Source organism: Pandoraea communis (assembly GCF_902459745.1).
Lineage (GTDB): Bacteria > Pseudomonadota > Gammaproteobacteria > Burkholderiales > Burkholderiaceae > Pandoraea > Pandoraea communis.
Genome location: NZ_CABPSJ010000006.1, coordinates 174,314 through 191,522, shown reverse-complemented (window position 1 = coordinate 191,522; position 17,209 = coordinate 174,314). Strand labels below are relative to the sequence as shown.

The 17,209-nt window shown below is 58.5% G+C and carries 17 protein-coding genes, 1 pseudogene and 1 riboswitch; of the genes and pseudogenes, 3 read left to right on the top strand and 15 right to left on the bottom strand.

The annotated features are described in order from the left end of the window. Positions 1-71 precede the first annotated feature (71 nt). Complete coding sequence (locus PCO31110_RS20610) at positions 72-299, bottom strand: helix-turn-helix domain-containing protein (RefSeq protein WP_231606070.1); 228 nt, start codon at positions 297-299, stop codon at positions 72-74. A gap of 24 nt (positions 300-323) precedes the next feature. Here PCO31110_RS20610 and PCO31110_RS26180 point away from each other — a divergent pair. Continuing rightward, positions 324-455: pseudogene (locus tag PCO31110_RS26180) on the top strand (ShlB/FhaC/HecB family hemolysin secretion/activation protein); the annotation flags it as partial. A gap of 333 nt (positions 456-788) precedes the next feature. Here the strand turns inward: PCO31110_RS26180 and PCO31110_RS20600 are convergent. The 8 genes from PCO31110_RS20600 to PCO31110_RS20565 form a co-directional block, all read right to left on the bottom strand. Then, positions 789-2,162: a tyrosine-type recombinase/integrase gene (locus PCO31110_RS20600; protein ID WP_048628144.1), complete on the bottom strand. Its 1,374-nt coding sequence runs from the start codon at positions 2,160-2,162 to the stop codon at positions 789-791. A 338-nt stretch (positions 2,163-2,500) separates the two neighbouring features. Continuing rightward, complete coding sequence (locus tag PCO31110_RS26095; protein ID WP_246189922.1) at positions 2,501-2,758, bottom strand: hypothetical protein; 258 nt, start codon at positions 2,756-2,758, stop codon at positions 2,501-2,503. 333 nt (positions 2,759-3,091) lie between these two features. Beyond that, entirely contained in the window at positions 3,092-3,499 is a 408-nt protein-coding gene (locus tag PCO31110_RS20590; RefSeq protein WP_150691344.1) for an excisionase family DNA-binding protein, read from the bottom strand. 437 nt (positions 3,500-3,936) lie between these two features. After that, positions 3,937-4,644, bottom strand: coding sequence for a phospholipase D family protein (locus tag PCO31110_RS20585; protein ID WP_150691300.1), 708 nt, complete (start codon positions 4,642-4,644; stop codon positions 3,937-3,939). Positions 4,645-4,995: 351 nt separating this feature from the next. Continuing rightward, positions 4,996-5,304, bottom strand: a complete 309-nt coding sequence (locus PCO31110_RS20580; protein WP_150691299.1) for a hypothetical protein — start codon at positions 5,302-5,304, stop codon at positions 4,996-4,998. A 418-nt stretch (positions 5,305-5,722) separates the two neighbouring features. Continuing rightward, the gene (locus tag PCO31110_RS20575; RefSeq protein WP_150691298.1) at positions 5,723-6,172 is read right to left on the bottom strand and encodes a tyrosine-type recombinase/integrase; all 450 of its coding nucleotides are present in this window, start codon (positions 6,170-6,172) and stop codon (positions 5,723-5,725) included. A gap of 74 nt (positions 6,173-6,246) precedes the next feature. Then, complete coding sequence (locus PCO31110_RS20570) at positions 6,247-7,452, bottom strand: D-amino acid dehydrogenase (RefSeq protein ID WP_150691297.1); 1,206 nt, start codon at positions 7,450-7,452, stop codon at positions 6,247-6,249. 157 nt (positions 7,453-7,609) lie between these two features. Further along, a riboswitch (glycine riboswitch) is annotated at positions 7,610-7,700 on the bottom strand. Between the two features lie 55 nt (positions 7,701-7,755). Further along, the gene (locus PCO31110_RS20565) at positions 7,756-8,928 is read right to left on the bottom strand and encodes a M20 family metallopeptidase (RefSeq protein WP_150691296.1); all 1,173 of its coding nucleotides are present in this window, start codon (positions 8,926-8,928) and stop codon (positions 7,756-7,758) included. 168 nt (positions 8,929-9,096) lie between these two features. On the opposite strand from PCO31110_RS20565, the gene PCO31110_RS20560 reads away from it, so the two are divergent. Continuing rightward, on the top strand, positions 9,097-10,452 hold the full coding sequence (locus tag PCO31110_RS20560; RefSeq protein WP_150691295.1) for an aminotransferase class I/II-fold pyridoxal phosphate-dependent enzyme: 1,356 nt from the start codon (positions 9,097-9,099) through the stop codon (positions 10,450-10,452). Between the two features lie 40 nt (positions 10,453-10,492). Here the strand turns inward: PCO31110_RS20560 and PCO31110_RS20555 are convergent, their stop codons facing one another. The 4 genes from PCO31110_RS20555 to PCO31110_RS25765 all read right to left on the bottom strand — a co-directional run bounded on the left by PCO31110_RS20555 (position 10,493) and on the right by PCO31110_RS25765 (position 13,882). Beyond that, on the bottom strand, positions 10,493-12,355 hold the full coding sequence (locus PCO31110_RS20555; protein ID WP_246189921.1) for a solute symporter family protein: 1,863 nt from the start codon (positions 12,353-12,355) through the stop codon (positions 10,493-10,495). Positions 12,356-12,393: 38 nt separating this feature from the next. Further along, entirely contained in the window at positions 12,394-12,723 is a 330-nt protein-coding gene (locus PCO31110_RS20550) for a DUF485 domain-containing protein (protein WP_174979684.1), read from the bottom strand. Between the two features lie 251 nt (positions 12,724-12,974). Further along, on the bottom strand, positions 12,975-13,685 hold the full coding sequence (locus PCO31110_RS20545; RefSeq protein ID WP_150691292.1) for a DJ-1/PfpI family protein: 711 nt from the start codon (positions 13,683-13,685) through the stop codon (positions 12,975-12,977). Between the two features lie 53 nt (positions 13,686-13,738). Beyond that, positions 13,739-13,882, bottom strand: coding sequence for a hypothetical protein (locus tag PCO31110_RS25765; protein ID WP_174979682.1), 144 nt, complete (start codon positions 13,880-13,882; stop codon positions 13,739-13,741). Between the two features lie 71 nt (positions 13,883-13,953). Between PCO31110_RS25765 and PCO31110_RS20540 the strand changes: the two genes are divergently transcribed. After that, entirely contained in the window at positions 13,954-14,712 is a 759-nt protein-coding gene (locus tag PCO31110_RS20540; protein ID WP_281350640.1) for an SDR family oxidoreductase, read from the top strand. 36 nt (positions 14,713-14,748) lie between these two features. On the opposite strand, the gene PCO31110_RS20535 is transcribed toward PCO31110_RS20540, so the two are convergent. Together PCO31110_RS20535 and PCO31110_RS20530 are read right to left on the bottom strand one after the other, a co-directional pair. Further along, positions 14,749-15,996 carry an MFS transporter gene (locus PCO31110_RS20535; protein WP_150691291.1) on the bottom strand — a complete coding sequence of 416 codons (1,248 nt, stop codon included), beginning with the start codon at positions 15,994-15,996 and terminating at the stop codon, positions 14,749-14,751. A gap of 33 nt (positions 15,997-16,029) precedes the next feature. Next, on the bottom strand, positions 16,030-17,130 hold the full coding sequence (locus PCO31110_RS20530; RefSeq protein WP_150691290.1) for a porin: 1,101 nt from the start codon (positions 17,128-17,130) through the stop codon (positions 16,030-16,032). Positions 17,131-17,209: the final 79 nt, after the last annotated feature.

Below are 17,209 nucleotides of genomic sequence, written 5' to 3'. Positions count from 1 at the left end.
TTGGGGGCATTTCTGGGGGCATGAGGGAACAGGCATGCCGCCTGACACTGGCGGCACAGTTGCTCTCGAGCTTAAAGAACTGCTTCGAGTCCTTTCCTATCAATCAGGTTCAGCAGCTTTTGCGAAGGTCCGCTCGGTCGTTTGTCGCCGATTTCCCACTTGCACACCGTCGAGGGACTGGTATTGAGCGCGGCTGCAAGCACTGCCTGGCTTAAATGAAACCGGGCTCGCAATGCGGAAATTTTCGCGGCATCGTATTCCGGCACGGGTTCGAGGCAGAGTGCCTCGTACTTCTGCATCTTTCGCTTGTCGATAAAACCGAGGCGATGCAGATCGTGCCGACAGAAGCGCCCGGAGAAAGCGATGTCGTCATCGACGTCAAGCGAACAAAGCGATGGAGCGTCGTCGCCTCAGTCGACAACTCAGGGTCTCGCGATACGGGGAATTACAGGGGAGCCTCGCAACAGCGGCGATTATTGACATCATCACGCAAAAAATCGCCGCTGTCAGATGGATTTACGTGCATTGAGGCCGACCGGAAATGCCTACGTCACGCCTACACGTAGTCATGCGTTGCGTGTAGGGCTTCCACAGAATTCACGCAAGCATGTGATTTGATTGGCGCGCCCGACTGGAATCGAGTCTGTGGCCCTCGGCTTCGGAGGCCAAAGTGTCAGGTCGCCCTTGATAATCATGCGTATTGATTGGTGGGCTGCTTAGCTGTGCAGGCAACCTCAAATAGTGAGAGGCCTCTGCACTTCACGTGGAAGGCTTACTCGAAACCCTATTTACTCCGTTGCTTTCGGCGCTTGCTCAAGCACAATGCCGGCCTGATCGAGCATCCAATGCTCGATCTTGTCGTGCCACATTCGCAACATGTCCAGTGGGCGGCGCCGATAGTGCTTCTCCGCTAGCGCCGATGGTTTGTGCCCTTGAATCTGGGCGACGACGCCAACGGGGACCTCGCACCACTCGGACAATGTGCCGAACGACCTGCGTAGCCCGTGCAGCGTCACATGAGGCAGACCGGCTGCTTTGATCGCCTGGTTGTGCGCGTAGCGCGGTTCGGCGATTCGCCCCTTTTCGGCGTTGAGGCTGTGAAACACCCAGGGCGAAGGCTCCCATTTGAGTCCACAGGCTTCCAAGTTGCGCAAGCGGCGCCTGCTGGGCGGTATTTCATTGCGATGCTTCAGCTCGAGCAACAGGGCGGCTAGATAGGGGGTGAGGGGAATCTCACGCCCGTCTTCAATCTTATCCGCGATATGGAGGCTACGCCACTGGAAATCGACATCATCCCAACGCAGTGCAGCGAGTTCTTCCCTGCGCGCCCCGGTGATGAGCAAGCCTTGCAGATACGCGGATTGCACTGGATTGTGCAAGGCGCGGACGGCGGAAAACCATGCGGCGAGCTGCTCCCTCTGCAGGCTGTCTCCTTCCTTGGTGCTGGTGCCCGGCAATGCCCCGGTGACCTTGGGAGATGTGAAGCAATCCGACGGAATAATGCCAGCGAACTTGTCCTCACCTTCGCACCATTTTGCGAACGCCTTGAGCATGCGGAAGCCATAGGCGGCACTAGTCGGTCGAACAGGTACCTCGGCCTCTAGCCATGCACCAACCGTTTTGGCGGTGAGGTTGGAAAGCTTTAGTGCCATCAGCGAGTAAAGCGGTCCGCGCTCCGTTTTCTTACCGCCACGTTTAGCTCGACTCCCGCCAGGAGCGGTCAACTTTATATGGTCGTTGATGTAGCCCGCAGATCTCGGCTTCTTGGTCTTCGGCGAAATCTTTGTGCGAAGGTCGTTAAGATAGTCGGCCCAAGCGTCCGCGACGGTCACGCTTTCCCGGATCACCGCTACTCGCCTGGCCTCATGACTGGCGCGTTGCTCTGCTTTCACTTCTCGCGGGTCGTGACCGGCGTCAACGAGCGTCTGCAGCCGGCGTGCTTCTTCCTGGGCCTTGCTGATAGTCCAGCTTCGCGGGTCTCCAATGGTCAGACGGACCGTCTGTCCGTGAATCTTGCCTTGAAAAATGTAGGACTTGGCTCCGCCTGCCGTGGCGCGTAGTCCCAGACCGGGCGAAGCAGAGTCCCACAGGAATGCTTGTGTTCTACCTTCGGGGCATCGATGTGAATCTATTCGCGCGGCAGTGAAGTTGACCTTGGCCATGTTCAATCAGGGGAGGGCTGTGCTCTGGTTACATTGCTCCATGTAACCGTCATGTAACCAGATTGTGTGGTATTTGATCTATCTCGGTCAACGAAAGTATCATCGGAAATCGACGGAAAGTGCTTTATTTCATGGGTTTTCTGAGCTTCGTGTATCTCAATCAACTTCAATGAATGAAGTGTTTTGGTGATTTGTAATCATCAGGTGGCGGGTTCGAGTCCTGCAGCCGGCACCAAACACCGAAGCGGGTCCCAGAAATGGGACCCGCTTTTTTTTGTTCTACAAATGCGCCGCAGTTCTACAAATCCGCCGACAAGCCCGTTTATTTTGTCACATGATCACGCGGGGTCAGAGCAAGTCCGCGGCGTCACGAATGCGTTGAGCGGTTGACGGAAGACCGCTGCGCTCCAGAGCTTGGGCGAAATCTTCCACGTTGGATTGTGGCTTTCGACGTCTGGCACGCATTTGCTTAACGCCGTCATTGCCCCAACCGAATCCAGATCCCATTGGTTGATGATGAACCTGTCTGGATCGACTATCTCAAGACCGTATTCCGATGCGATTGCATCGGGGAAGTCGCGACGATTCGATGCCACGATGCAATCTGCGTGACCGGCGATGGCGGCGGCGAGGACATGCCTATCGTCAGGGTCTGGTCAAAGTAAAGCTCCCGATGAGAGGCGTCCATGCAGCCTCCGGTACCTCCCAGTCCGGAATTGCGTCACGCATGCAATCTCTGCAGAATTGAAGCTTGCCTTTGAGTTCCGGGCGCTGTTCTTCAAGCGACGCGATCCATTCAGTCTCAATCATTTGGGTCCACTTCGCAGCAAAGAAGCCAGCAGTCGCCAAACTCATCAGCGCGTCAGTCGTTGCAAGCGGAAACAGAACACATGCGTCAAGAAGAGCCGTATAGCGTGCGTATCCTGCCATCAGTAGTCGAGTCCCAACTCACGCGCGTTATCAGCCATCCGTTCTAAGGCAGTTGTCTGTTTGCTTCGCATATCGTCTCTGTAAGCCATGAGGTCTTCAAACGCGATTCGACGGTGAGTCCCGACCGTTCGATGTCGCAACCTCCCGGCCTCGATTTCCTTTATGAGAAATGGACGCGAAACGTTAAGAAGATTTGCCGCCTCAACTGTCGTGAACTCACGGTTAGCCGGGCTAAGGAGAATCGAACGCCCTTCGCTCATCGCTCCTAGTAACTGGCCGATCAGCTTCAGCGCTGCCGGAGGCACTTCAACAGTGGGATGCTCCCCCTTATCCGTCGTAAGCGTAATGGCGGCCGCGCGAGAGTGATCCAACGCTTCCATAATGCATCGCTGCGCCACTCGCGCCATCTCGACTTCAATCTCCGTCGTCGGCGGAGGCGTCACTTCGCGGAATCGATCTACGGGTTCGCATAATTTTTCTTCCCGAAAAAACAATCTGATGCCTCAGCTAAGCTGGCTTCTTGTGAGCCGGCTTAGCTGAGGATTCTTTCAAATGCAATAAGTGCAATATCTGCAATAAATGGCCATCACATGGGCGCATAGTTCCATAATTGCACCATATTGGTGCTTTTGGTTGGGCGCCGCGTGGTGTGAAGCCGATGAGCGGCATGAAGTGAAACGGCAGTCGTCCGGACAAGTTTTCCGAAATAGGAAATCTAAACGCCTGCCGAATCTACTTGGTTGGCGTAACTTTGACGCCTCGCCTTCGAACGTAATGCTCAGTCATGGTGGAGGGAAGACGACGAGACGCAGGTAAAACCTCGTCGTCATTTGCTGTCCGGTTGTCAGAGTGAGATGTTCTCGGGCCACAGATAATAAGCGCCATGCCGGGACTTCGCGACAAACTCGATGCCCGCACTTGCCCCTTGAGTCGAGAGGACATATTCGCCGTGTTGTAACGCTAAATACCCGGCAGCGACAGCACGTTCCAGAAGTTCGTTCGTGCGCATGCCAAGACGTCTACCAAGCTTTGACGACGTGAGCTTTTCAATTGTCAGGCTAGCAGCGCGATCCTCCTTCGCCACCACTTCTGCGCAACTTTCGACAGGACGTTCCAACGAAATGCGGACTTCTTCGCTGATACGAATAATGCGTTGGGCTTCTTCGTAGACATCTCGATACAACTCCGCATCCTCAGATCTTCGAACGAGCATCCCCATCTCGTTGTTATTAACCTGACTAAACTCATAAAGATTCAGGCTTGTAACCACGCACAACTCCTCGCTCATATAACACTTGGCGTGCAAGTTCTTGCAGTAGCTGGTACGAACGTAGGTCAGACCTCGAAGCCATTCGATTTCCTGCGGTTGCAACTCACTCTTTCCGTATATCAGCCTGACGTCAATTTTCAGACGATTCTTGTCCGATAGAAGCTCCTTGATACGGTCATTCAGCTTCAGGAATGGGCTTATCAAAATGAGGCGGTCAACCGCTCCTTTGATCAACTCTTCGAGAAAGTAGTTCGTCGCGCTGGTATTTAAGAATTTTGCCACGTTGTGCCCTCCTTGCTGTAGGTAACCGGGGGGCCTCCTCTGAGGCAAAGAGTACGCGTTAGGGAGACGCGTAAAGCCCTTGAAAGCAGAGTTAAACTTTTCCGTGATAGGCGACGCCGACGCCAGCTACGTCCGAACAGGCATTGCGCGACGAGAAAAATGCGGTGATGAAGGCCAACAGCGTGCGTCTCATCCGTTTTGACGCCAATCGCTGTCTATCCGAATTTGAAGTACAAGCAACCGCCGAAAACGAACATAAGAGATATTAGCCGGTAGTGGCTTGACGAAATGCGGGGTGGGGCCGGAGGTAGCGGATAACGGCCCACCGCATCGGATGGGCCGCAACAACGGTTACCGCACCAATCGCGGTTTCTCGCCTTGCTTCGACGCGTGAAGAATGACGTGAGGCCCCATCAACCTATCCGTCGCTACCATCGCCTCCGCGAACGTATCGAAGTAAATCGCGTGCTCAGGGTCGGACACATGCGCTCGCCTGATTTCTCCCGCGGTCTCGTCCCAAGCGTAACCGAGGTACTTCCTGTATTCGTGGAACCAGACAACATGCCCTTCACGCGTCAACGACTTGGGGAGGTCGAAGCCGCCATCGCCTTGACCACCGTTTCCTTCGTCCTTCCCGTCGCTCCTGTTTGAATCACTCATCAGAGTCTCCTGAGATGTTGATGGATTTAGCCGCGCTAACGACTGAATCCATCATCGCAGGAGTGCTGAGCCTTGCGTTTCAGCAACTTCCGAATATCCCAGCCTATGCGTCGACACTCGAAACGTTTCGACGCGCGGCGAAAACGTTTGTGACGTATGGTGGGCAATAACGAACAAAGCTCGGCGCAGGTGCCCGTTCTACAAACGACTTTTGACGCACCAGCCGGCTTGGTTTCCGGGAAAGCATCGTCCGGAGAGTTGTAGATAAAATTCTCATGCATGACCTTGATGCATCACGAAATTTCTAGGGCTTTGTCATCATCAGGTGGCGGGTTCGAGTCCTGCAGCCGCACCAATATTGAAGCGGGTCCCAGAGATGGGACCCGTTTTCTTTTTGTTCTACGTTTAGATCAATCTTCTACAAACGGCATACGTTCGGTTTGACGGCTTTACCCCTCCTTCTAACGTAGTGCTCGGTCGTGCCGACACTGGTATGGCCGAGGCGTGATTGCGCTTCGCGCAAATCTGATTTCGATTCCCTGTCCGTCCCCGCTTTTGCCCTGAGGTCGCGAAACTGAAATTCGTCCCTTGCGATCCCTGCTGCTTCCCGGGCGCGGTCGAACCTGAAGCGGAGCGCCGCATGCCCCAAAGGCCGGCCGCGTTCGTCTACGATCAATCGAGTGGATCTCGGGTTGTGTTCAATCTTCCTATTTGCCAGTCGCACGGGTAGCCTCGCAAGGTCTCGCCTGATATCGACGTCGCAGAACGCAGCGGCGCGTTGGTCGAATCCCGCAGACGCGCGGAAACGGTTGGCTGGCCGATTATCGGAGGGAGCGCGCCAGACCACATGGCGATGAGTCCAGGCCATGTGGTCCGGCGTTTGTCGAAGCGAGCAGTCACGAATGTGGGCCGAATGTGTCCACAGAACTCATTGCCCGAGGATTAGCGGTTATCTATCAAGGACGACACGGCCTCCGCCGTTGCGGCAGAGAGCGTCCAACCAAGATGTCCGTGCCCCGTGTTATAGAAAATCCCCGGGCGTTTGCCACGCCCAATGCGCGGCAGCATGCTCGGGAGCATGGGGCGCAGGCCGGTCCATGGAACTACCCGTTCGGTCGAAGCGCCCGGAAAGTATCGGCGCGTCCATTGGACCAGAGGCTCCACCCGATCCGCACGAATATCGCGGTTCACGCCATTGAATTCCGCAGTGCCCGCGACGCGGAAGCGGTCGACGCCAAGCCGGCTCGTTACGATTTTCGCGTGATCGTCGAGCAGGCTGACCCACGGCGCGCTTCGACGGCTCGCCTCATCGTCGAGATGCACGGTTATCGAATATCCCTTCACAGGATAGACATTCACGTGGTCGCCAACCATCGCCGCGAGCGACCGGCTTCCTACGCCTGCGCAGATCACTACGCCATCGAACGTATCGCGACCTGCGGTGCGGGTAATCGCGATACGGCCGCCGCCGAGCGAATCGATCGCTTGCACGTCCGTGTCGTAATGGAACTTTGTGCCAAGCCGTTCGCATGCGGCCGAAAGGCCACGCGTGAACTTGTGGATGTCACCGGTCGAATCGGACTCCGTAAAGAATCCGCCGAAGAAACTACCATTCAGGGCTGGCTCGATGGTTTTGATCTCCTCCGGCGTAACGGATCGCCGGTCGAGTCCCCCGGCACGCAGCAGTTCGTTGACGCGCGCCGCTGCCTCGTGCTCCTTGCGCGTGGCGTAAAAATGCAGGATGCCGCGCCGCTCATGATCGAACTGAATACCCTCGCGTTCCGCGATGTCAAACAGGCGCTCGCGCGCCGCAATCGCGAGACGTACGGTTTCGATCGTGTTATTGCGGTAGTTCGGAATCTGGCGCAGAAATTCGCCGATCCAGCTGTACTTGTGCCAACTCGGCCGGGGATTGAGCAGCAGCGGTGCATTGCGCGTGAACATCCAGCGCAGCCCCTTGAATACGGTCGCGCGGCTGTTCCAGACTTCCGCATTGCTCGCGGACAATTGCCCACCGTTCGCGAACGATGTCTCCATCGCGGCATAGCGATGCCGCTCGAAAACGGTGACCTGATAACCGCGCTGCATGAGCGCATACGCAGTGGTGACGCCGGTAATGCCGGCGCCGATGATGGCGATTCGTGGCATGACATGATCCAGATGAGTTGAGCATCGCCGGCCGTGGTGGATTCAAACCGGCGCCGATGCCCCATCTGTCCATGTACCTGAGAGTTTCGCCCGCATGGTGGCCTCGCGGCTGGGGGCTCCCCTTCGGTGGGCGCACGAAGCGCCGCTCTCCAGATGTTCCGGCAGCACGGTCCTTTTGCCTGAGAGTTTCCGGGGCGGTTGCTCCGTCGGCGTCGTTCTCGAGGAACGATCTCTCCCGTACTGCATGTGTAGAACAACGAAACGCTACATGATAGATGCCACTTTTTCAATACGAAAATTCAGTCATGACGTCGTCGCGGCGTGCATTTGCGAACTTGCGCCGGCGGACGCCTGCCAGCCGGAGATCAGTTGCAGATAGATCCCGGTGCATTGAAGAATGCGCTGCACGCTGCACCATTCGTCGGTTTGATGGGCCTGGGAGGCTTCGCCGGGTCCAAGAATCACGGTCGGTACTTCGCCGAGCCAGTCTCTCAGCACTGGGCCATCGCTGAAGTAGGCGACGGTTGTTTGTCCCGCTCGAACGCCGGTTGCGGCCTCGGTGGTTTCAATCGCGTAGCTGAGCCACGGATTCTCCAGTTCGTTGGTCAGCGCGGGAACATCGACGGCGGCGGACAGCCGTACCTTCTGCCCGAGATACGCGCCGAGGCGATCGACCAGCGCGTCGTGCGAAGTGCCACCGACTGTACGGACGTCGATCGAAAACGTGGCGGCGTCGGGAACTGAATTGACGTTCGTTCCGCCCGCGATCGTTCCGACATTCAGCGACGGGCGGCCGAGCAGCGGATCGTCGGGAGTCTCGAAGTCAAAGATCCGCAGCCGCTGGATCGCGTCCGACGCGTGATAGATCGCGTTGTCGCCCAGTTCCGGCATTGCGCCGTGCGCTGCGCATCCGGACGTTTGGGCATGCAGCCAGAGCGCGCCTTTATGGCCGATCGCGCATTGATTCGAGGTCGGCTCGCCGACGATCATCGCACCAACGTTCAGGTCGGGCACGCACAGTTCGATCAGGCGCTTCGCCCCCTCGCAGCCGGTCTCTTCGCCCGCGGTCAGGATCACCAGTACGCAGGGTAGCGCTCCTTGACGGTCCTTATAACGCTTGAGCGCCGACACGAAGGCCGCAATACCGCCTTTCATGTCGGACGAGCCGCGTCCGTACAATCGGTCGCCGTCGATGTGCCCGCTCAGCGGCGAAGCCCTCCAACTGGCGACGCCGAACGGAACGGTGTCGAGGTGCCCGGTGAAGCACAGGCGGGGGCTGGTCGAGCCGAGACTCCATGCGATCAGGTTTGCGCGGCCGGGCGCGATTTCCTGAACGAGGGTGTGAAGTCCCAATTCGCTCAGCAGGTCCTTAAGTTTCACGGCCAGCAGCAGCTCGTCGCCGGGCGGGTTGACGGTCTGGGTTTGTACCATGCGCTGTGTGAGGAGAACCGGGTCAAAAAGTGTGTCATCCATCATGGGTCTGTCCGCTCGGGTGGGTTACGTATTGGTGATGAACTGGAGTTCGTACCATGGAAATACTGACTTCTCCTGCTTTTCCAAGGAAAGCGCGGAATCCGTCTGGAACAAGTCAATGGCCTTGTCCCATTGTCAGATAAGATATGTCTTATCAAGCATGGGGAATTCATGGAAACGCTCGTCATCGATCTGGACAACGGCAGTCCATCCGAGGGAAAAGCCGACGCAATCAGGCGCGCTATCGAGTGCGCGATACTCGAAGATCGTCTGAAACCCGGCGATACGCTGCCAACGGTTCGCGCGCTCGCGGAGAGCCTCGGCATCAACAAGAACACGGTGGCGGTCGCCTATCGGCAGCTTCGCGACGGAGGTCTGATCTCGGGGGAGGGGCGGCAAGGGTCGACCGTGCGCCGTCACGCGTCGGCGGCCAGCGCGCGCAACGCGGCCGGCCGCGCTGCACAGACCCGCTTCGTGAGAGATGGAAATCCCGATGTGTCTCTTCTTCCTGACGAGACCGAAATCCATGAGGCGATGGCGCGCATGAGCGTCGAACCCCGGCTTTATGGTGAGCATCGGAACGACGACGCTTTTGTCGACTGGGCGCGAATGCAGTTCGTCGACGATCATATCGAGGTTTCTGGCGGAATATTCGTGTCCGCCGGCGCACTCGACCTCATTGAGCGGGCGCTCATTGCTTCTGGCATCCGGGCGGGAGACAGGGTCGCAGTCGAAAACCCCGGTTATATCAGCGTGCATGCTCTCGTTCGTTCGATGGGCATCGACGCCGTGCCGCTTGCGCTCGACCATGCAGGCATTGTGCCGACCAGCCTTCGCAAGGCGCTGAAGGCTGGGGTCAAAGCTGTTATTTCCACGAGCCGTGCCCATAATCCGACTGGCGTGGTGACGTCGCGAACGCGGGCGTCCGAGCTGAGAAAAGCAGTCGGCGACAATAGCGACGTGCTGTTCATTGACGACGACCATACGAACTTGCTGAACCTTGCGCCCTACCATTCGTGGCACACCGGCGCGCGGCGCTGGCTGACGGTGCGATCGCTGTCGAAGGGGCTCGGGCCGGACTATCGGATCGCGTTTTCTACCGGCGACGCGCAGACCGTTCAGCGTCTGGAGGGGCGCCAGAGCGTCGGGATGGGCTGGGTGAGCACGTTGGTGCAGCGCCTCGTGCTCGGACTCGTGATGACGGGCTCGGTGCAGAAGAAGATCGCGGCGGCGGGCGTCGCGTACCGCGAGCGTCACCAATTGCTGACGGCCGCACTGAAAAAGCGCGGGTTCGACGTGCTGCCCGGCGCCGGCCTCAATGTTTGGGTCCCTCTGCAGAATGAACTCGAAGTGGCGCAGCGGTTGTTCGCCGCGGGCTGGCTTGTCCGGGCTGGGCACGAGTTCTGTCTTGATGGGCGGCAAGGTATCCGTGTGACAGCTGCTCGAATGACGCCGGCCGAAACGCTCGACTTCGTCGAAGCACTCGTCAAGGTATGCCAGACGACATCGTCCACGCTTTCGGCCTGAACCGGCGCCGCCGGGCCACGAAGGACCCGGCGAGCGCGTATTAATGATCGACGGCATGGGCGACACCGACTCCGCTGTCCCGCCGGTGAACAAGCGCTTTCCACCTCGTCTCCGATCCGCGTCGGCGGCCCAGCAGCGAGCCGATCACCACGAACAGGAAGCCGAGCGGTACCGATACGATACCCGGATTGCGCAGCGATACGAGCGGCTCCCGAAGGCCAACAAGGCTGGTCGTGCGCGAGCCGAGCGCATCGAGCGTGGATTTTGCCGCATCGCGGCTCGCGCGCGCGGCATCGCGTGCAGTGGAGAAATCGCCCGGCCCCGCAAACCGGTTCGCGCCTCCGGCGTCGAGCGCGGCCAACCGCGCGTTGGATGCCTCGAGCGCGCGCGTGGCCTCGGCGCGAACGGCGAGCGGATACTGCATGTTCGGCGACACCAACACGAGGGCGATCGCGACGAGCGCTCCGCCGACCACACCGGCTATCACGCCGACAGTGTTGCAGCGTTTCCAGTAGAGCGTCGCCAGCAACGCCGGGAGATTGGCGGACGCCGCGACTGCGTAGGCGAGTCCGACGAGATGTGCGACGTTCTGGCCCTTGGCGAACAAACCTGCGCCTGTAGCTATGAACGCTACGATGACCGATGCTACCTTGCCAGCTCGAACCTGTTCGTGTTCCGACGCATTGCCACCCTTCATAACGCCGACATAAACGTCGTGCGCAAGCGACGACGCGGCGGCCAGCGTGAGGCCAGCGACGACCGCCACGATTGTGGCGAACGCGATCGCGGCCACGGCGCCAAGCAGTATGTTGCCGCCAGTCGTCGATGCGCCGCCGCCAAGGTGTTGCGCGAGCAGCAGCGCGGCCAGATTGCCTCCCTTTTCGGCCGACGAAATGCCGGCCGCGCCGACGTAGTAAGCAGCGGAAAATCCGATCACGATGATCAGCAGGTGACAACCGCCGATCCACAGCATGGCCCACAGTACGGACTGGCGGGCAGTCTGCGCGTTCTTCACGGAAAACAAGCGCATCAGGATATGCGGCATCGCGGCCGTGCCGAGCGTTAGCGCGAGACCCAGCGATAAGAGCTCGACCGGATCCTTGAGGTATAGGCCGGGTTCGAAAAATGTCCGCGTGATGAGCGTATTGTCGCTGGCTGTCAAGTGGTGCAAGGCGAGCAGCCAGTCGCGCAACGCGGGCTGGTGCGAGAGCGTTTCGAGCAGCGTCGATACGTTGAAGCCAAACGGCGCAACGGACAATATCGCCAGTAGGCCGCACATGCTGAGCAGCAGTGCCGCCTTGATGATCTGCACCCACGTGGTGGCGCGCATGCCGCCGAACGTGACGTATAACAGCATCAGGACGCCGACGGCCAGCACGGATACTTCGTAGGGAACGCCGAGCAGCGCGTAGAGCAGCACGGCGCCGCCGACGATCTGCGGGATCATGTAGAAGATCGCGATAATCACGCTCGAAAAAGCGGCCAGCATCTTGGAGGTTCTGAAGCTGTGGCGGTAGGCGAGAACGTCGCCGAACGTATAACGCCCGAGATTGCGGCACGGTTCCGCGACCAGTAGCAGCACCGGAATGAGCGCGGCGAAGAAGCCGACCAGATACAGCATGCCGTCGTAGCCGTACAGAGCGATCAGGCCGGACACACCGAGGAACGCGGCGGCGGACAGATAGTCGCCGGCAATAGCCAGTCCGTTTTTCCGGCCCGAAATGCCGCCTCCGGCGGTGTAGAACTCGCTGACGCCTTTGCCTCGTCTCGCGCTGAACCAGGTGACGATCAGCGTGAGTGCGATCACCGCGGCGAAAACGGAAAAGGCGTGTAGCCGGTAGGCGTGCGGCACCACTTCGGCCGCAGGCGCGAGCGCCGGGAAAAGAAGAGTGGCCGTGCACATGGCAGTCCTCGGCAAAAGGCGTAAGCATGCGTCCCGTTTCATCGTTGCACTCCTTCTGTACCGCCCGCCGTTGCTGAAGTGATTTGTGCGTCGATGGTGCGCATGCGACGCGCGTAGAAAATCGCGAGCCCGGCGCCGAAAAGGTACTGCGATAGCGCGAACACCATACCGACGTTCACCACGCCGGCAATGGGCGTAGCGAGTTGCGAACGAAACCATCCATCACCAATCAGTAGAGCGAAGTACCAGATAAAAAATGCGGCGGTGAGGCGCATGATCAGACGATTTTTCGACTTGACGCAGGCCTCGAACGTGCCGGGCTGGAACGCCGCCGTTGACGGCGGGGCGATGGGTTCTGACAGTCTCATGTGCGCGTCCATTCCATTCTTTCTCCAGATCGACAGGGATCAAATCATTTTTATGTACCGGTACATAAAAATATACGTACCACTCAATGTAGATGGGCCGGATCGATCGGTCAATTGGAAAAAAATCGGGGTAAACCTGTGTGGAAACGATGGTTTGAGCGTGGGGTGCGGCGGGAAGGGGGGGCGAATCCGGACATCGGTTTTCGGGCGGGGGCGTGCGAGCGGGGCTGTGCTCGCACGCCGGAGGCGGGTCAGGCGTTTGCGCCTGCCTGAGCGGCCTGGTACGCCTGTGCGGTCGCCAGGCGCTTTTCGGTGATGGCCCGGGCCCGTTCGGTCACGGCGGCGAGTACAGCTGCGGGGGCCGTGGTCGGAGAGCCGGCCTGGAACGGCGGCTTTGGATCGTAGGACATATACAACTGAAGTTCCTGCGCGGCAGTTTCTCCGCGTAGTAGTGACGCCACGATCAGCGAGCCGTCGATGCCGGACGTGACGCCGCCAGCGCTGATGAACTTGCCGTCGATGACCACGCGGTCATCGCAGGGCGTCGCGCCGAATAGCGGTAGCACGTCCATCGCGGTCCAGTGCGTGGTGGCTTGGCGTCCGTGAAGCAAGCCAGCGGCACCGCAAAGGAGTGCGCCGGTGCATACCGAATAGACGTAACGGGCGCCGTCGGCCTGTTTGCGGATAAAGCCGAGAACGGTTTCGTCGTTCATTAGCGCTTCCTGGCCGTAGCCGCCCGGGACGAGCAGTACGTCGAGTTGGGGCGCTTCGTCGAAAGTGGTGTCGGCTAGAAGCAGCATGCCCGCGAGGTCGCGGACCGGGTTCTTGTCTTTCCAGAGCGTGAAGAAAGTGGAATTGGGGACTCGGGCGAGGGCCTCGAATGGGCCGGTGAAGTCGCATTGGTCCATGCCGGGAAAGATGATGCCGCCGATCTTGAGGTGAACATTCGATGGGATAGTCATAAATTCCTCATTTGTACTGGTACGAAAACAAAATAAACAGGTACAAATATATCTCAACCCGACGAGGTGTCAACCCATTCGTTACGGATCCGGATCGCTTCGCGAAGCCGGGCGTCGGCCGTCATGCCTAAATGCAGACTTCCGGGCGGCGCCAGTGCGATTTCGTTGAGGCGCTGCGTAACCAGGCGCGAATCCATCCCCCTCCAGATAGCGCATCGGGAGGCTGGCGGATTGGGTCACCTGTTCGTGCAGCAGCGGCGCTGCGGAAATGAGGCTTGAGAACAAATCGGCGTTGATCACGAGTGGCAGGAGTGTCATTGGCCTTGCCACTGGCAAGCGCTTCATTGGAGAGGGTGCCAGAGTGGTGGTAACCGGTCGCGATGAGGCCGTGTTTGATCGCGTAAAGGCTGAGCTTGGCGAGAACTCGCTCGTCCTCAAGGGCGATGTACGTTCGCTCAAGGACATGCGGACGATTTCCGCCCAGGTGAAAGAGAAATTCGATGGTCTGGATGTCGTATTCGCCAACGCGGGGTGGGCGTTCCCGTCTGCCGTCAACGACATTGATGAAGCGCTGTATGCCGAGATCATGGACGTCAACGTCAAAGGCGTTGTGTTCACGCTTCAATATATGTTGCCGGTGTTACGAGATGGTGCCTCGGTCATCCTCAATACGTCGTTCGTCGACCAGACCGGAAAGCATGGCATTTCTCTGACTGCCGCGGCGAAGGCTGCGGTGCGCTCTCTTGCCCGTAGCTGGTCCTACGAGTTCCTCGACCGCAAGACCCGCTTTAATGTGATCGCTCCCGGCGCGATAGAGACACCCCTGAAAGGCAGTTATCCGATAGATCGGCCGGCCGGCCACGGCAAAAACTTTCCCAACAAAACGCTAGGCCGTACGTTGTACGTCACACCAGCTATCCCTGGCATGACCGCGCACCACTTCGCATTTCCCCAGCGAACTCTCCGCCTCGGGACAGGGTCAGGAGGGGGCTCACACCAAAACGTCAAACCTTCCACTGTGGTGTAAGCCGCGCCACCCACTCAAATTTCCACAGACCAGACATCACGTCGCAATAGCTGCCCGCTTCTCTACGAGAGACGGTGCCGTTTCTTTCAGACTGATCGCCACGAAGAAGCCGACCGCCAGGGCAATGAAGCCGAGCACGAGGATGTACTGGATTCCATAGTGTTTAGCCACATATCCGGCAATCGCCGGTGCCACACCGCCACCAAAGATTTCACCCACGCCGACGACGAGGCCTGATGCCGTCGTCATCAGCGTGGCCGGAACGGATTCCGCACTCAGCGGGCCGACCGTCAGTGTGATCATGCTGAATACGAACAACAGCGTCATCATGAGGTAGATGAACAACTGGGTAGGCTTCGCGCCGGTTCGCGAAAGAAGCGTCAGAAAGATCGCGCAGCCGATCACCGAGAGAACCATGACCGGTTTGCGCCCCAGACGATCCGACAGTGCCGGCATTGTCACCGTGCCCAACATCCCGCCGAAACCGATGGCCGACAGCACGTAGCCCATCTGCTGCATGTCCAGATGCAGATAGTCCACGAGATAGTTTGGGAACAGTGCCGTCAGCACGACCAGGCAAGTCAGCCAGCAGAGCATGCCGACCAGATTGAGACGGATGTTCCGGTAGCGAAATACATCGCTCCATTTATGCGCCGTGGCGTCATGCGTCAGCGTGTGCACCGCCGCACTCGATGCTTTCGTATCACGCAGTACCTTCCACAGTAGGAACGCAACGACGAGACCGGGAATCGACACGATCGCGAAAATCGAATGCCACTGCATGATCTTGAGCAGTTGAGTGACGAGAATCGGTGCGAGCCCCAGACCGAATAGCGGCAGCGCCATCTGCTGAATGCCCACGTTACGGCCATGACGGCTCGGATGCGAGGCATCGAGCGTTGCCGTGATGCTAGTCGGCGTGCATGCGCCTTCGGCTAGCCCCATCAAGGCGCGGATAAGGACCAGCGAACCCAGACCAGTCGCCACGCCGCTCAGCCCGGCCAGCAGAGAAAACACCACGATCGCAGGGATGATCACGCGACGATGACCCACGTGATCGGAAAGATTGCCCATAAAAATCGAGGACACCCCCCAGGCGACCGACAGCGCGCCCGTGATGTATCCGAGATCCTGATAGTCGAGCTGAAGGTCTTTCATCATGATCGGGAAGAGCGGCATGATCATGAAGCGATCGATACCCACCAGCCCGAAACCGAGTGAAAGCAACAGTACCGCTTTCCATTCATATGAGGTGTCCCAGCGGGCACCGATGTTCGTGTTCATGTCCATGTCTCCGGATGGTTTTCTATTTGCACGTCAGAAGAACGTTTGCATGCCAACTCGACCGATGAGCTGACGGGTGCTGCTCGACTGCGCTTCGCCGTTGACCCAGGCGTTGTGCTGTCCTGCGACATCGCCGCCCGTCCACTGATAGACGCCCTCCACGTACAGTGTCGTGCGCTTGGACAGCGAGTACTGCAAAGCGGACGTGATCTGCTGAGCCTGGTTGTGCTCGAGCTTGGCGTTACCCTTCATGTACTGATAGTTCAGGCCCAGCCGCCAGAACGAATTGAAGGAATACAGACCGCCGACCTGGCCGACCTGCACCATGCCGCCTGTCAGCGTGTTTCTCGTATTGGTGTACAACACATTGAGATACAGGGAGTCGAACGCCTGGCCGACACCCACGCCGAAGTTCCGGATGCCGTCGCGACCATCGCTCATCGAGGCATAGCGTGTTTCGTTATACGCAGCGCCGATGCCAAAGCTCCCTATCGCGTAATTCACGCCGAAGCCAACCGTGTTGTTCGACGAAAACGAACCGGCCGTGTTGCCGAAGCCGTACAACACGCCGAATCGCAAGCCGCCGAAACTCTCGCTCGTGAGCTTGACGGAATTTGAAACCTGAGACGTACCGGCCGTTTGGTCGAAGTCGAACGAACCCGTCGGGTTCTGCGGGATACCCAGTGCGGAGAACGGCCCTTGCCGCATGTTGTATAGGCCGCCGTACATAAAGGTTCCGTCGAGCTTGGCAGGAGGAAAGAACAGAAAATCGGCCATCAGGTTGTACTGTCGGCCGAACGTAACTTGCCCGATTCCGTTCTTCTCGATCCCGACGAGTGCCTGCCGCGAAAACAGATTGCCTGAGCCGGCAACCAGGCTCCCGTTGTTGACCGAGAACTGCGAAGCCAAATGGAAAACGGCTTTGTAGCCACCCCCCAGATCTTCTGAACCGCGGATGCCCCACAGGCTCGGCGTCCAGATCGAATCCTCAGCATTGAATGAATGTCCAGCGCCCGCGTTCGATACGTAGCTCAGGCCGACATCCATCATTCCGTACAGAGTGACACTGCTCTGCGCATGTGCGGCCGACGCAAAAACAAACGGCGCAGCAAGGTACAAACAAACTTTCCTCATCAAGATCTCCTTTCCATGACGTTATTTTTTTAGTGACTGCCAACACCGCCTGTGCTGATCGGGAGCGATGCGTCTCTTC